Raw genomic sequence first — 15,753 nt, 5'->3', positions numbered from 1 at the left:
GCAGCGCCGGCACCGCCAGAGCTGCCGCGGCTGCGCCGGCAGCGGCCGCCGCGACGGGCAGGCCGCTGGCCGCGAGCGCCGCAGCGCCGGCGGCCAAGACCATCGCCGCAGCGCCATACGCAGCGGCGGAGCCGCCAAAAGCGCGGCGCCCCGTATCTACAGGGGCGGCCGCTCCCTCGTGCTGCTCGCGCAGCAGCGCAAGCTCCAGCTCCCGCCAGGCCTCTTCGAATTGGCGCGCGGCATACCGCAACGCATCGCCCGTCTGCGGGAGCAGCCGGAAGATCTCCGCCAATGCCTCGTCCTCGTAGACAGCTGCCCCGCCAGCGCTTTCAGCTCTGTCAGCTCTGTCAGCTCTGTCAGCTCTGTCAGCTCTGTCAGCTCTGTCAGTTCTTTCAACTCTGTCAGTCCTATAAGCTCTGTCAGCTCTATCAGCCCTGTCTATCCAATCAACCCTTTCATCCCTATCAACTCCTGCTCCCCGACCGTTCGGCTCGCCGGCTGCCGCCAGCGATTCCCGTTCCGCGGCTAGCCCTTCGGCTGCCTCCCGTTCGCGGCCGTGCGCGGCCCGATATTCGGCCTCCGCAAGGCGGAGCGCTTTCTCCGTTTCCTGGAGCACGGTCCGATGCTCGCGCACCGCTTCCCGTTCCGCGACGCCGGCTAGAAACCCGTGCAGCGTGGCCTCGGTCCAAGCCGGCGATATGCGCAGCAGCAGCCGCTTCGCAGCTTCCCGGTGCTCGTCCATCTCGGCAGCAAGCTCCGCCGCGGACTGCCGCGAAACCGATACTTGCTCGACGGAAAGCATCAGCGCTTCGATCTCTTCCCTTCGCGCAAGCAGCGCCGCATCGACATGCAGCCGCCCGATCCGGTTCTCCAGCACGGTCGAGCGGTCGTTCGCTTCGCGAATCGCTTCGTACGCGCGCCGCATTTCGCCCGCCAGCGATTCCCAGCGGCTTCTGGCGTCCGCGGCCATGCGCGGAGCGTCATTCAACCCTTCGAGCTCCTGCAAGAACGTCAGCCGCCGGATCCAGGACGATCTGACTTCCACGGCCCGCTCCAGCAAGGCGGTTTGCCTGCGAAGCGAAGGAAGGCTTTCATCCGCTGCGGCCAGCTTGCGTTCCGTTTCGTCAATGCCCGCCGAAAGCTCGTTGAACGCCGCGATGCCATCTTCCAGCTTCCGCAGCTGCGCTTCCGTCTCGTCCAGCTCCTTCAGCAGCTTGCTGATCTGCTGATTGCTGCCCCGCGGCCTGAACAGCTCGTCCAGCCGACCCTGCAGCAGCTTCTCCGTGCCGGCGATCGCGCTCCCCCCGTTCCAGCCGGCGTGATACAGCTGTTTGCCGAGCTCGTCGCCCTCGAGCATGCCGATCGCCTGCAGCTCCGTCAACGTGATGGCAAACAGCTCGCGGAATACCCGCTCGCCGATGCCTCCCAGATACTGCCGTTCCCACTGCGCCTGCGTCAGCGTTTCGATAAGCTCTCCGCCCGCATCGCCAACCGGCTGGCCTCCCAATCGCCGCACCGCGACTTTGCCGGACGAGCTGCCGTACCTCTCCATGACATAAGGCTGGCCACTCTTATCGGCGAAAAACAAACGGCCGCCGTGGCGCCCGCCGTTCACGGGCTCCAGCCTTTCGGTTCGGCTGCCTTTATGGGCGAAGCCGAACAACATCGAACGAACGAAGCCGAGCATCGTGCTCTTCCCGGCTTCGTTGGGCCCGTACACGATCGTTACGGGGGCATCCAGGCTGCACGTGACATCGCTCAGCTTGCCGAATCCTTCGACATGCAGCTTATGTAATCTCACTTCGCTTCTCCTCCTTGTTCCAGAACGGCAGCGCCGACGGAATTCGAGGCGCTTGAATCCGGCTCGGCGGCCGCCAGCAGCCCCGCCGAGAGCTCCCTGGCCTTATCCAGCCAGCCGTTCGCGTGCCGTTCCATCGCGGAACGGACAAGCTTGCGCAGCTTAGGCGAACCCAGCAGCGGCAGCATCGCCTCTTCCATCAGCGATTGGAGCGCTTCTCCGCTCTCCGCTTGACGGCTTTCCCGGATCAGCTCGCCGATAAAGCTGTCTTCTTCCGCCAGGGCGGCAAGGTCGATCGGCGCCCCCGTGGACGCCTCCAGTTCGCTGATCCAGCACCAGCCGTACTCCGAGTTTCCTGTGGAAAACAATCCGGAACCGTTCTCGGCAATCCGCTCCCGAAGTCCCTCCAGCAGCTCTTGCAGCCGCTCCGAATCTCCTAATCTAGCATGCAGGACGCCTCTGCCGACAAGTGAGAAGCGCGCCATAATAGAACGCCCGCCGCAATCGGCGGCCGCTCGGCACACTTCGTCTTCCATGGCATCGAGCAATTCCTGCTCCGAAGTCAATCCCTCGATCGCGGTCTGCACGTTCAGCCAGCGAACCGAATCGAGCGGCACGAAGCGCAGCTCCGTCTCGCGCGAAGCGGAAACATCCACGACATAGCAGCCCTTCGCCCCGGATTCCTTCGCATGCCTTCCCTGCGTATTCCCGGCATAGACGACATGCGGGTATTCGTGCAGCACCGCCCTGATATGGATATGGCCAAGCGCCCAGTAATGAAAACCCGCGCCGACGAGCTCGTCCAGCCTGCAGGGCGCGTAAGGATCGTGACCGTCAATGCCGTCCACGTTGCCGTGAAGGAGCGCGATGCCGTAGCTGTCGTCCATTCTGGCCTTATAGCCTGCCGCCAGATTGGCCGTTACCGATCGCGTGCCGTACGAGATTCCGGTAATGTAGGCCGCGAGTTCACCCTGCCTCGTATAGGCGGGGACCTGCTCGACGCGTTCGGCGCCGAAGAAATACACGGAGTCTGGCCAGCGCAGTGCAGCCTGCTGACCGGACAACGGGTCATGATTGCCGTGGATGACAAAGAGCTGCACGCCGTGCGCGTGCAGCCTCTGCCATTCCTTCTGAAGCGCCAATTGGGCGCGCAGCGAGCGGTCGGCGGAATCGTACAGATCGCCGGCGATGACGACGAAATCGACCGCTTCCGCGATCGCGGCGTCAACGAGCCTCGCAACCGCCCGGAACGTCGACGCCTGGAGGGCTTCCCGAACGTGGGAAGGCGCCTCGGACAACCCGCGGAACGGGCTGTCTACATGCAAATCCGCGGCATGAATAAACCGAAATGGGACGCCCATGCTCTCCTTCTCCCTTACTCCGCTGCTTCCGGCTCTGGTTGAATTTCCGTATAAACCTGTTTCAGCTGCGCGATGACCCGCTGCAGCGAATAAACCTTCTTCGCTTTGTTCCAAGCGGCCCGAGCCATATTGTATCGGTAATCCTGATCGGATACGACCTTCTCCAGCGCATTGCACAGTGCCGTCGGATTCTCGGGCTCCACCAGCAAGCCGTTCACGCCGTCGTCGATCTGCTCGGCGATCCCGCCGACGTTCGTGCCGATAAGCGCCAGCCAGCATAACGCCGCTTCGGCGAACACGGATCCGAACGCTTCCGCTCGCGAAGGAAGCACGAACACGTCGAAGAACGGCATGAATTCTTCCGGGTGCAGCATGTAGCCGTAGAAGATAATATCGTCGTATAAGTTCAGCTCGATCGCCAGCTGCTCGAGCTCCTGGCGGCTCGGTCCGTCTCCGATGATATGGAGCACGAAGTTATGGCCGCGGGCCTTGAGCTCCGCGCAGGCATGCAGCAGCACATCCAGTCCTTTCGCCGGGACGAGCCGGCAGACGGTGATCAGCTGGACGACCGCGTTTTCATGCGAGATCGGCTTGAAGCGCTTCTCGTCGAAGCCGTTCGGGATAATCTGAATCCGGTCCGCATCCTTCACGTACGGCTTCAGATACGAACGGAACGATTCCGACGGCGTCAGAATCCGGTCCGCCTTCGCTTCCAGCTCGCCGTAGATGGCGGTCAGGAACCGATGCTCCATGCCGCCTTCGATGATCTTCCCGTTCAGGATCAACTCGCGCTCGAAGCTGGAATGGATCGTCATGACCAAGGGCGTATCCGGATACAGCTGCTTCATGACCAATGCGGAGATCGGATGATGCGCATGGATGATATCGTAGCTTTTCTTGATTCGCAGCTTCGTCCACCAGACGTAGTCGCGGTACGTTTGCAAATATTTATCGACGATGGGATTGCCCTCGTAATTCGTAATGTCGAAGGTCTCGAAGGCGACAGGCTCCTGCCCCTTCCCTCTGACTCGTCTCGGAAGCGAAAACAATTCCATTGGCCAGCCAAGCTTGTTGAATCTTTCTTGAATGTAAGGAACCATGGAGGACACGCCGCCCGGCTGCTCCGGGGGGAAAAACAGTGCCTGCAAAATATTCATCTCAAGCCCTCCCAAACCACTGCGATTTGCTTCTCGACTTGCATGAATCACGATAAACGAGATCCGTCCAGCCTGTCGAACCGCCGTTTGTGTCTGTTCATTATAGTGTTATTTCGTCCGCAATTCCAATCTTTCCTCTTCTCGCTGCCGGCAAAGCCGGAGTAAGGATTTCAAAGCCCTCTCATCCATTTTCCGATCGCGCGGTTGATATTAGTCGAGGTCTTCTTAAGGTATGAGAGATGCCATCAAACTAGAAAGCATCCGCGGACGCGAGGTCATATGACCGCAGCGGCAAGCGCCGGATGCAGGGAAAAATAATCCTAATCGCCCGACGTTTCTCGTCTATAAATATGATATACTAGAACATACGTTTCTGTATACTCACGAAAAATCGGCTTTTTGCCGATAATCAACCTTGTTCGCACTCTCATCTTAGGTGGTTGAATTATGACGTTCATTCATTGGCTAGCCGGCCTATCCGGCCACATTTTCGCATCCGCTTGCGTCATGACCATCCTCGTTCTCATGCTCTTCATGGCGGTCAAGCTGTACCAGAGCTATCGGCGCAATCAAACCTACCTCATGCTGATCCTCGTGCTGCTGGTGGTTCTGATTCAGAACGCGGCCGTGCTCGGCATCGCCTGCTCCGGCCGGACGACGGCTCCTTACTGGGAGCTAGCCAGCGTCTTCCTCGATCTGCTGACGTTTATCATCATCAACTTCGTATTCATGAAATTATATACGGGCCGTTCGGCCAAATTGAAAGGTTTTCCGTTCCTGCTCATGTTTGCCGGCCTCGCGCTCGTGACGGCGGCGCAGGTGGCGTTCACGCCGGACATCGCGCTTGCAAGCCCGGATGCGGATGCGGTTAATTTTCTCGCGGTCGACTTCTACGGTCTCATCTTGAACTTCGTGATCCTGCTGAACCTGCGCGGAATCGACCAGCGCTTCACCTACTCCGCCAGCCTGATCGTCTACTTCACGCGGCAGCTGAGCGTGATGGCCGACCATTACGTATTCCACGGCAAAGTGCCGATGCTTGTCATCTTGAGCCATCTGCTCCCGGTCGTCTACTATGCGCTCTTGTTCCTCCTCTTGTTCGAATGGGTGCTGGAACGGCTGCTGATGACCTTCCAATCGTCGATTACCGATGGGTTGACCAGCCTCTACAACCGCCGCCACTTCACCAAGAAAGCCGACCAGCTGCTTCGGGAAAGCAAGCGGATCGCGATCATCTTCTGCGATATCGACAATTTCAAGAAGCTCAACGATACGCAGGGCCATCATAAGGCGGACGGCGTCTTGAAGCAGGTGGCCGATATTCTGCGGGAAGAAACCGCGGGAATCGGCACGGCCGGCCGTTATGGCGGCGAAGAGCTTCTCGGCCTGATAGCCGCGCCGGGCATTAAGCCCGAGATCGTCGCCGAAGCGATCCGAAGCCGCGTGGAGAAGGAGACGATCGTTACGATCAGCGTCGGCGTCAGCGCCGCCCGCGACGGGGCATCCGTCGCCGAGATCGTCCGGCAAGCGGACGAAGCGATGTACCAGTCCAAGACGACCGGCAAGAACAAAGTGACGCTCCATGCCTCGATGCGAACCCGATCGCGCGCCTCCGACAGCCCAGCGAAACAGAACGCGCAGATGTGAGCGGGGTCGGCCGCCGGATATGCACGGACAATAACAAAAGACAGTCCCGGCTGCGAGCCATGAATGACTCCTCGCAGCCGGGACTGTCTTCGTATATGGGGTTCTAATCGCCTGCAAGCAGGCTGCATCGCGTAACGCATCTTAACGCGATTTGTACGGAATCGGATCGGTCGTTCCCGCTTCTTCGAAGCCCTTCAACCGCAGGCGGCAGCTGTCGCATTCGCCGCAAGCTTCGGCTTCGCCGTTATAACAGGACGTCGTCAAGCGGTAAGGGACCTCCATCCGCATGCCTTCGGCTACGATTCCCGCCTTGGTCAAGTCGATCAGCGGCGTTTCGATGGAAATCGGTTTGCCTTCCACGCCGACCTTCGTCGCGAGCGCGATGACTTCCTGCACCTTGGCGATGAATTCCGGCCTGCAGTCCGGATAGCCGCTGTAATCCAGCGCGTTCACGCCGATATAGATCGCCTCGGCGCCTACCGTCTCCGCATACGACGTGGCGATCGACAGGAACAGCAGATTGCGTCCCGGCACGTACGTCACCGGTATTTCGCCCGCTTCGCCCTGTACGGGCTCCGCGCCCGTCTTCGGCACCTCGATGCTGTCGTCCGTCAGCGCGCTGCCGCCGAACTCGCGCAGGAAACCGAGCTTAACGACTTTATATCTGTCGCCTGTTCCGTAGTATTCGGCAACGGCACGGGCATTCTCCAATTCAATGATATGGCGCTGACCGTAATCGAACGTCAGGGGATACAATTCATAGCCCGCTTCTTTCGCATATCCCATGCAGGTCGTGCTGTCTAATCCGCCGCTCAATATAATAACCGCTTTTTTCGTCGTCAAGTTATACACCTCTCTGGGCCGGGTCCCAAATGATTTTGTGCAGCTGCATGTTCAGCTTGACCCCCGTCAAGCCCGCAGCCAGCATTTTCTGAACAAGCTTCGCCGGCGGCATGCTCTCCCATACCGGACTGAAGAGCGCGAGCGCCTCGGTCGGATACGCCGCCAGCACCTTCACGGCGAAGTCGAAATCCGCGTCGCTCGCGATGACGAATTTCACTTCGTCCTGCGGGCGCAGCAGCGCGAAGTTGCCATGCAGCATCGCATCGTTCTCTCCGGAATCCGGCAGCTTGTAGTCCATGATATATCGCGCCTTCGGCGAACCGATCTCGCTCAAGAACGGTGCCAAATCAATGGCGCCGTTCGTCTCGACATGCACGTCCTTGATGCGTTCGATGCCGCAGAGTTCCTTCAGCAGGGCCGCGGAACGGCTGCCGTACAGCAAGGGCTCTCCGCCCGTCATGCAGATATGCTCCGCCTTGTACTGCGATTCGACCTGCGCGACGATCTCGTCGATCGTCATCGTGTTGGCCGCCTCCGCAGGCGGATAGCTGTATTTGGTATCGCACCAGACGCAGCGCAGATTGCAGCCGAACAGACGAACAAAAACGGTCGGAAACCCGGCACGCGTGCCTTCGCCTTCGACCGTTTCGAAAATTTCCACCATCGGCAGTCGGATCGCCCGCGGCGTTAACGCCATCTCGTTAACCGGCATGCTCGTCCGCCTCCATCAACGCCCGCGTGACCGCCGCATAGCTGGTCGGCGTCTCCCAAAGCCGGATCTCTTCGATGCGGACATTCGGATAATGGCCCTCTTCGACCAATGCGTCATGCAGCTGCTCGTACATCCATACGACCATGTTTTCCGCTGTCGTATTCATTGGCGGCAGTACCTCGTTCAAGTAACGGTGGTCCAGGACATCGATGATCCGCTCCTTGGCGATCCGTTTCATATCGGCAAAATCGATCGTTAAGCCGCGCTTGTCGGTCGTGCCGGACAAAATCGTTTGAAGCTTATACGTATGGCCATGGAGGCTCTTGCATTTACCTTCGTAGAGATGCAGGTGATGCGCGCTGTCAAAAGTAAATTCTTTGGAAACGAGCACCCGCCGGTTATGATAACGAAGCTGATGCTCTTCGATATCGGTCCCGAACTGCTGAATATGCTTGGGAATCTCGTACGTCACGTTCCACACCTTCCTCATTTTCCAATTGCAATATGCTATTATAGCACAATGTCAAGCGTGTATCTAGCATCTAACTATACCATTAATTGCCCCAGCATGACCGTCACGGCTTGGCCGACCATATGTACGCGTTCCCCGTGCACGGAGACATGCATCTCGCCGCCTCTAGCGGAAGCCTGATAGGCATGAAACTCGTTCTTCCGCAGCCGCTTCTGCCAGTATGGCGCAAGCGCGCAATGGGCGGAACCCGTTACCGGATCCTCGTCAACGCCGGTCGCGGGATAGAAGGCACGGGAGACAAAATCGTACGCTGCAGCAGCTTCGGCGGTCCCGCCGGTTCCGGCGGCCGCTCGGCTCGTGACGATCACGCCTCGTGCGTTCACGCGCGCCAGCATGCCGAAATCCGGCCGCAGCGTACGAACGGTCTCCTCGCTGTCCACCTCCACTAAATAGTCCATCCGATTGCGGCCGGTATAGCGCGGTATAAGGCCCAGCCCTTGAATGAGTTCTTCCGGAGCGGTGACCGGCGCGGCGGCCTCCGCCGGGAAATCAAGGCGAATGCCGCCCTCTTCCAGCGTTGCCGTCAACAGCCCGCTGTTCGTATAAAATCTCGCCTGCCGTTCGCGGTCCAACAGCCCGTTCGTCCATAAATAATGGCTGCTTGCGAGGGTCGCGTGACCGCAGAGGTCGACCTCCTGCGTCGGCGTAAACCAGCGCAGACCGAAGCTGCCGTCCTGCCTGCGGCGCAGAAACGCGGTTTCGGACAGGTTCATCTCCGCGGCGACCCGCTGCATCCATTCCGGCTCCCGTTCCTCTTCAAGCAGGCAGACTGCCGCAGGATTGCCGCGAAACGGCTCGCTCGTAAAAGCATCTATGATCGCAATTGCTAACGTCATATCCAGCGTCTCCTCTCGTTCCGTATACACTCCATTGTACAAAAATCCGTCCCTATTTCCTACTTCGTCGTGAGCAGGCATTCAGGCCGATCGGCAATGCCGTCGCATAACAAAAAGCGCGGCAGGGCGTTCCCTGCCGCGCTTGATTCTTGATTAGGCTTGATTCCTTGCTGCGCAATGCTAAGACTGCCGCCGCGCAAACGGACAAGTCCGCTCCTTACCCCTTCACGCTTCCGAGCCGTATGCCCGATACGAAATATTTTTGCAGGTAGGGATAGACGAGCAGCACCGGGATAACGGCGACGATCATTTGCGCGGACTTGATCGACCGATCGTTCAGCTTCGCAAGCCGCTTCGCTTCTTCCGGAGACATCGTATTGAAGTCGAATTTGATGACGATCGACTGCAAATACGTCTGCAGCGGATAATGGCTGACCTTCATGTAGATCATGCCGTCGAACCAAGCATTCCAATGACCGACGATGCTGAACAACGTCACGGTGGCGATGGCCGGCAAAGAGACCGGCACGTAGATCTGCCATAAAGTCCGCCAATGTCCCGCGCCGTCGATAAAAGCCGCATCCTCGAGCTCGGCGGGCACCTCGCGGAAGAAGTTAAGCAGCAGCACGATATTGAACACGCCGACCGCGCCGGGAAGCACGAGCGCCCAAACCGTGTCCAGCAGGTGCAGCTCTTTGACCAGAATGTAATTGGGAATCAATCCGCCGTTGAACAGCATCGTGAAGAAGAAAATCCACACGTACAGCGTCCGCATCCGAAGCTTGTCTCCGGCCTTGGACAGCGGGTAAGCCAGGATGATGACGAGCACGACGTTCAGCGTGGCTCCGATCGCGACCCGCTCCAGCGTCATGCCGAACGCATGCCAGAACGCTCCGCGCTCCAGCACGTACCGGTACGGATCGAGCGTGAAATGCACCGGCCAAAGCTTCACGAGCCCGCCCATCACCGCCGCCTTGTCGCTGAAGGACAAAGAGACGATGTGGATGAACGGAATGAGACAGCCCGCGCATGTCAACGTGAGCACGATCAGATTGAATAGATTGAAGATTCGGGTTCCGGTGGTCGAATGCACATGCACGCTGCCCACCCCTTCCTTAGAAGAATCGATACTTGAATAGCCTGTATGCCATGTAATAAGAGACCGTGATGAGCACGAAGGATACGCCGGACTTCATCAGGCCGACGCCGGCCGAAATGCTGTACTGCGATTGCTGCAGGCCAAGACGGTAGATCATCGTATCGATAATGTCGCCCGACGCGAACACCTGCGGGCTGTACAGGTTGAAGATCTGATCGAAGCCGGCATCGAAGATGCTGCCAAGACTCAAGACCATCAGCAGGACGATGATCATCCTCATTCCCGGAAGCGTCACATGCCAGGTTTGGCGCCAGCGGCCCGCGCCGTCGACCGCCGATGCTTCGTACAGCGTCGTATCGATGCTCGTGATCGTCGCGAGATAGATGACGCTGTTGAAGCCGAAATTTTTCCACACGTCCGAAGCCACCATCGTATACGGGAACCAGCTGTTCTCGCCCAGGAAGTACACCGGTCCCAGTCCGAACCACGACAGGATGACGTTCGCAAGCCCGGTCGACGGAGACAGAATGTCGATCATGATGCCGCTGAGAATGATCCAGGAGAGGAAGTAAGGAAAGTAGATAATGGTTTGGGTCACGCGCTTGAACAGCACCTGCTTCACTTCGTTCAGCAGCAGGGCGAAGACGATCGGGACGATCATGCCGAGAATGATCTTCATGACGGCGATGAATACCGTATTTCCGATGACCTGCCATATGTTCGGCATGGCGAAGATCGTCTTGAAATTCGCCAGGCCTACCCAGTTCTGATCTCCGAACAGCCCCTTCACCGGGTTGAATTGCTGAAAGGCGATGATGATGCCCATCATGGGAACATAAGCGAAAATCAGGAGCATCACGAGGCCGGGCACCAGCATCAGATGCAGCGGCAGCTCTCTTCGGTTCCCGTATCGCTTGAACATGGGCACGCCCTCCTTTCTTGGTTAAGTACCGACTCGGCCGAAGCTTATTTCGGCGCGTTGACTTCTTCCGTGATCTGCTTGCCGCCGAGCTTGTTCCAGCTGTCCACGAATTTATCGAAGCCGCTGTCCACGTCTTCCTTGCCCTGTACGATCGCCGTGATCGTCGTCGCTTCCAGCTCGCCCATGGAGCTCCAGCTCGTGACCATTGTCTGCGTCGGCGCTCCGCTGAACGCGCTCCAAATCACTTGATCCGGATACGTCTGATCGACGAAGGCAAACGGCGTATCCGTCGGACCGAACATCATGGACATGCCCGTGACGCCGTCCTGCATCGATTTGTAGAAGCCCTTCGCCACGCCTTTGAGCTGGTCCGTCGTGTTGTCCGCCACCGCTTTCTTGATATCCTGGTGACCGACGAGATCAAGCGAAGGCAGCAGCGTATGGACCGGTCCCATCGCCCACAAGGAATCGATATCGCCTTCCGACCAGAACTTCTCGAACTGGTTCGCGTCGCCGAACATCGTGTCGGCGTAAACGTTCAGCATCTCCACGACGAGCTCCGGATGCTTGAATTTCTTGCTTACGACAAGGTAGCCGTCCGTCGCGTTGTCGAGCGGGATATGCACGTCGGCGCTCTCGCTCGGCAGCGGAATCGTGATCCATTTGGCATTCTTGTCGTTATCCGACGTCTTCTCCACGCTGTAGGCGAGCCAGTGGGGACCGTAGAACATGCCGAGCTTGCCGGAGACGGCGCTTTCCATTTCCTTGGTCTCGTCCTTCGTGCCGAACTCCTTGTCGATCAGGCCGTCCTTATACATCCGCGCCAGCATGTCGAGCGGTTTCTTCATCGCGTCCAGCGTCGTTCCGTAGACCGCTTTGTCGTCGCCGTCCTTCGTCCAGAAGTCCGGATACGCGCCGAAGCCCCAGAACAAGCCGCGCGAGGAATAAAGAATGTCTTTGTTGAGACCGAGGCCGATCGTATCCGCCTTACCGTTCCCGTCCGGATCCTGCTTGGCGAAGGCCGTGGCGATGTCGTAGACGTCGTCCATCGTTTTCGGGCGATCCAGATTCAGCTTCTTCAGCCAATCCTCGCGAATCCATAGATGGCTGTACCCGTTCGTCGAAGGCATTTTCTGCGGGATGCCATAGATCTTGCCTCCGAACGTAGCCGGATCGAAGATGCTCTTCGTTTCCGCCTCGATGATGCTTTTCAGGAGCGGCGAAGCGTACTTGTCGTAAATCGGTCCCATCTCATAGATCGCGCCGCCTTCCGCCAGCTGCTTAAAGTCCGTTTTATCGTTGATCGGGAAGACGTCCGGCAGGTCGTCTGACGTAATCGCCAGCTTGAGCTTCGTGTTGTAATCGTTATACGGATACATCATTTTGTAATGCGTGACGACGCCGAGCTTCTCTTTGTACAGGCGCGTCCAACGATTGTCTTCCCAGGTTTCCCCGGTCTTCTTCGTCAGCTTCGCCATGTACTCCGCATTCGGATCGGCGCCGCTCCCGAATTGAATATCGACGGTTCCGCCATCCGCCGGTTCGTTGGAAACGTTTGCATTTGTTCCGTTGTCATTGCCGTTGCCGTTGCTGCACGCCGCCGTTCCCAGGATGAGGGCTGCTGCCAATATGGCAGCGGCCGCTTTCTTCTTCTGCATGCTCAATACCCCTTTCACTGCATGAAGTGTTATGGATGCTTGCTTTCAAGGAGTCGTATTGACAGCGCTGTCATTCACCTGTCCGAGGTTTCTTAGACTGTCTTGCGCGCTCCTCCGCGACCCATGATTGTGACTAGCATACACGATGTTTTTTAGATATACAACAGGTATACAATTTAAATACTTCAAATATTTTAATTCAAAATACGACATGGATAAATACGATAAACAGTCTGAAAGTATCCTTTATTTATTTCGATTTTTATTGTATACAATATGTATATGTTTTTATATGTACATAGTTGAATAGACCGAATTCCAAAGGTCTTAATGCCTATTCTCCGATAACGGTCAGCTCCGGTAGACGCACAAAAAAACACTGCCCCGCAGCGGCTAATGCAGCCTGCGGGGCAGTGTTCGTTCCATTCACGCGTTATTCTTCTTCAATCGGAATCAACAGTTCGACCTGTTCGGCTTCCAAATGCTCGTCGATATAAAAGATTTCCAGCGATACGGCGTTGTCTCGCTTCACCAGCTTCTGTTCGTTCATCCATGCCGTCAGCTGCTCGTAGCCTTCGCCGATTCGTTCGTTCGTGCAAACGGCCATGGCATAGGCGCGCTGCGGAATCGTGAACTGGACCATTCGCTGCGGCACCTGCTCCAAATGCGAAACCTCGAAGCATGCCCAATACGTTGCGAAAACCTCATTGCCGAAATAGGGGCTGTACAGGACCATCGTTTTGACATCGCCTTCGATTTCATGCTTTCTGGAGAGAAACTCACTCTGCAAATGAATGGCTTCGTCCGGAAACGTCGAATAGGGACCGCAATAGCTGATTCCAACCAGATTCATCGCTGGCTTGGTAATCAAAGTGCAATTATTCACCGCGAATGACCTCCTACACCAATTTCAATGCTTAAGGTTGACCCGTACCGATACCAGTTTACCATGATTGGCTTGCTGATTGGTACCCCTATATTACCAGCTGGCCCCAGCTGCTTGGGGGAATGGTGAATAATAAAAGCCACACGGTCCCGGGAAGGACCATGCGGCCTGCGTCGATTAACGTCTTACCGAGCCATGCGGGTCGATGACGAACTTCTTGGATGCGCCTTGGTCGAAAGCGTTGTAAGCCCCCGGAGCCTCATCCAAGGAAATCAGCGTCGCATTGACCGCTTTCGCGATTTGGGCGCGGCCGCTTAAGATCGCGCTCATCAGCTCCCGGTTGTACTGCATGACCGGCGTTTGGCCTGTCACGAACGTGTGGGACTTCGCCCAGCCGAGGCCGAAACGGATCTTCAGCGTTCCGATCTTCGCATCCTCGTCCACGGCGCCCGGATCGCCGGTCACGTAGAGGCCGGGGATGCCGAGTCTGCCGCCTGCCCGCGTCACTTCCATGATGGAATTGAGCACGGTAGCCGGCGCTTCGCCATGCGATTTGCCGTGGCCATGGGCTTCGAAGCCGACGCAGTCCACCGCGCAGTCGACTTCCGGCACGCCGAGAATTTGTTCGATTTGTTCCGCGAGGTTCGCATGCTCGCGCAGGTTCACGGTCTCGCAGCCGAAGCTTCTCGCCTGTGCCAGGCGTTCGCTGTTCAGATCGCCGACGATGACGACCGAGGCGCCGAGAAGCTGGGCCGAATGCGCCGCGGCAAGGCCCACCGGACCGGCGCCTGCGATATAAACCGTCGAGCCCGGGCGAACGCCCGCGCTGACTGCACCGTGATAGCCCGTCGGGAAAATGTCCGACAGCATCGTCAAGTCGAGGATTTTCTCCATGGCGCGGTCTTTATCCGGAAACTTCAGCAGCTGGAAGTCTGCATAGGGAACCATGACGTATTCGGATTGTCCGCCAACCCAGCCGCCCATATCCACGTAGCCGTACGCCGAGCCCGGACGATCGGGATTGACGTTGGAGCAGACGTTCGTATTGCGTTCCTTGCAGTTTCGGCAGCGTCCGCACGCGATATTGAACGGCACGGATACAAGATCGCCTTTCTTGATAAACTCAACGTCGCGGCCGACTTCGATGACCTCGCCCGTAATCTCATGTCCAAGCACCAGGCCGCTCGGAGCGGTCGTGCGTCCGCGGACCATATGCTGGTCGCTTCCGCAAATGTTCGTCGTGATGACTTTCAGGATGACGCCATGCTCGCATTTCCGCCCCACATTGAGCGGATTCACGCCAGGTCCGTCACGCAGGATCAGCTCCGGATACGAAATATCGCTTACGTCCACCTTGCCGGGTTCCACATAGACTACCGCACGATTTCCAGCCATTCGATCAGCCACTCCTCTTAACCATGGATTAAATTACTAGAGCAATCACTCTCTCATTGTAATCGCTTCCAGTAGGAAAAGCTATGCAAAAAAGCGCCAACCGGCTTCTTCGGCAGTTGGCGCTCATTCCATTCGGGCTATTCGCGGCCGCAATACGCCACGACTTCGTCATACGGCAGGGCGCCGCCGAAGATATCGAGCGCGCTGCCGATCGTGATATCCAGCTTGCCTGCGGTTAACCGCCGAAACAGATCCAGGTCCTCGAACGAACGCGCTCCGCCGGCATACGTCGTCGGGATCGTAACGCCTTGCGCAAGCAGCTCGATCAGGCTGGTCAATATGCCCGTGCGCTTCCCTTCCACGTCGACGGCATGGATCAGAAATTCATCGCAATACGATTCCAGCTCGCGCAGATGGCCGGCATCGACGACGAAGTTGCTGAACGTCTTCCACTGGTTCGTGACGACGAGCCACTGACCGTCCCGCTGCTTGCAGCTCAGATCGATAACGAGCCTGTCCTTCCCGACCTCGGCAACGATCCGCTGCAGATTATCCATGTCCAACTCGCCGTCGCGAAAAATATACGAGGTTACGATGACATGCGAAGCCCCCGCTTCCAAGTATAACGCCGCATTCTCGGCATGGATGCCGCCGCCGATCTGCAAACCGCCCGGATAGGCGCGAAGCGCCGCAAGCGCCGCATCTTCGTTGCCGCCGCCGAGCATGATGACATGGCCGCCGGTCAGTTTGTCCCGCTTGAACATGTCCGCGTAATACGCGGAATCATGCGTGGACACGAAATTTTCCACCACCTGCTTGTCGCTGCCGCCGAGCGTCTCGCCGACGATCTGTTTCACTTTGCCGTTGTGCAGGTCGATGCAAGGTCTGAATTTCATGGTTGTCCCTC

14 protein-coding genes are annotated in these 15,753 nt (G+C 57.8%); 1 reads left to right on the top strand and 13 read right to left on the bottom strand.

The annotated features are described in order from the left end of the window. From GT003_RS03065 to GT003_RS03055, 3 genes are all read right to left on the bottom strand, one after another. A partial coding sequence (locus GT003_RS03065) for an AAA family ATPase (RefSeq protein ID WP_161694226.1) occupies positions 1-1,801 on the bottom strand: 1,801 nt, incomplete at its 3' end. After that, on the bottom strand, positions 1,798-3,159 hold the full coding sequence (locus GT003_RS03060; RefSeq protein WP_161694224.1) for a metallophosphoesterase family protein: 1,362 nt from the start codon (positions 3,157-3,159) through the stop codon (positions 1,798-1,800). The genes GT003_RS03065 and GT003_RS03060, both read right to left, overlap by 4 nt. A 14-nt stretch (positions 3,160-3,173) precedes the next feature. Beyond that, positions 3,174-4,316, bottom strand: a complete 1,143-nt coding sequence (locus GT003_RS03055) for a glycosyltransferase family 4 protein (protein ID WP_161694222.1) — start codon at positions 4,314-4,316, stop codon at positions 3,174-3,176. 447 nt (positions 4,317-4,763) lie between these two features. Here GT003_RS03055 and GT003_RS03050 point away from each other — a divergent pair, with 447 nt between their 5' ends. Then, complete coding sequence (locus tag GT003_RS03050) at positions 4,764-5,963, top strand: GGDEF domain-containing protein (protein ID WP_161694220.1); 1,200 nt, start codon at positions 4,764-4,766, stop codon at positions 5,961-5,963. A gap of 141 nt (positions 5,964-6,104) precedes the next feature. On the opposite strand, the gene queC is transcribed toward GT003_RS03050, so the two are convergent. The 10 genes from queC to hisA form a co-directional block, all read right to left on the bottom strand. Next, positions 6,105-6,806: a 7-cyano-7-deazaguanine synthase QueC gene (gene queC / locus GT003_RS03045; protein WP_161694218.1), complete on the bottom strand. Its 702-nt coding sequence runs from the start codon at positions 6,804-6,806 to the stop codon at positions 6,105-6,107. A 1-nt stretch (position 6,807) separates the two neighbouring features. Further along, on the bottom strand, positions 6,808-7,518 hold the full coding sequence (locus tag GT003_RS03040) for a 7-carboxy-7-deazaguanine synthase QueE (protein ID WP_161694216.1): 711 nt from the start codon (positions 7,516-7,518) through the stop codon (positions 6,808-6,810). Then, on the bottom strand, positions 7,508-7,990 hold the full coding sequence (queD, locus tag GT003_RS03035) for a 6-carboxytetrahydropterin synthase QueD (protein WP_161694214.1): 483 nt from the start codon (positions 7,988-7,990) through the stop codon (positions 7,508-7,510). The genes GT003_RS03040 and queD overlap by 11 nt, the downstream gene beginning before the upstream one ends. A gap of 74 nt (positions 7,991-8,064) precedes the next feature. Continuing rightward, positions 8,065-8,886, bottom strand: coding sequence for a PhzF family phenazine biosynthesis protein (locus GT003_RS03030; RefSeq protein WP_161694212.1), 822 nt, complete (start codon positions 8,884-8,886; stop codon positions 8,065-8,067). A gap of 217 nt (positions 8,887-9,103) precedes the next feature. Then, positions 9,104-9,985, bottom strand: a complete 882-nt coding sequence (locus GT003_RS03025; RefSeq protein WP_161694210.1) for an ABC transporter permease subunit — start codon at positions 9,983-9,985, stop codon at positions 9,104-9,106. A 16-nt stretch (positions 9,986-10,001) separates the two neighbouring features. Then, positions 10,002-10,907, bottom strand: a complete 906-nt coding sequence (locus tag GT003_RS03020) for an ABC transporter permease (RefSeq protein WP_161694208.1) — start codon at positions 10,905-10,907, stop codon at positions 10,002-10,004. A gap of 44 nt (positions 10,908-10,951) precedes the next feature. Then, the gene (locus tag GT003_RS03015) at positions 10,952-12,565 is read right to left on the bottom strand and encodes a type 2 periplasmic-binding domain-containing protein (protein ID WP_161694206.1); all 1,614 of its coding nucleotides are present in this window, start codon (positions 12,563-12,565) and stop codon (positions 10,952-10,954) included. A 433-nt stretch (positions 12,566-12,998) separates the two neighbouring features. Beyond that, the gene (locus GT003_RS03010) at positions 12,999-13,451 is read right to left on the bottom strand and encodes an effector binding domain-containing protein (protein WP_161694204.1); all 453 of its coding nucleotides are present in this window, start codon (positions 13,449-13,451) and stop codon (positions 12,999-13,001) included. Between the two features lie 177 nt (positions 13,452-13,628). Further along, positions 13,629-14,846: a formaldehyde dehydrogenase, glutathione-independent gene (gene fdhA / locus GT003_RS03005; RefSeq protein WP_161694202.1), complete on the bottom strand. Its 1,218-nt coding sequence runs from the start codon at positions 14,844-14,846 to the stop codon at positions 13,629-13,631. Positions 14,847-14,983: 137 nt separating this feature from the next. Then, positions 14,984-15,742, bottom strand: a complete 759-nt coding sequence (gene hisA / locus GT003_RS03000; protein WP_161694200.1) for a phosphoribosylformimino-5-aminoimidazole carboxamide ribotide isomerase — start codon at positions 15,740-15,742, stop codon at positions 14,984-14,986. Between the last annotated feature and the right edge of the window lie 11 nt (positions 15,743-15,753).

Source organism: Paenibacillus sacheonensis (assembly GCF_009909195.1).
Classification (GTDB): Bacteria; Bacillota; Bacilli; order Paenibacillales; family Paenibacillaceae; genus Paenibacillus_Z; species Paenibacillus_Z sacheonensis.
This window is presented reverse-complemented; position numbering and strand designations above follow the sequence as displayed.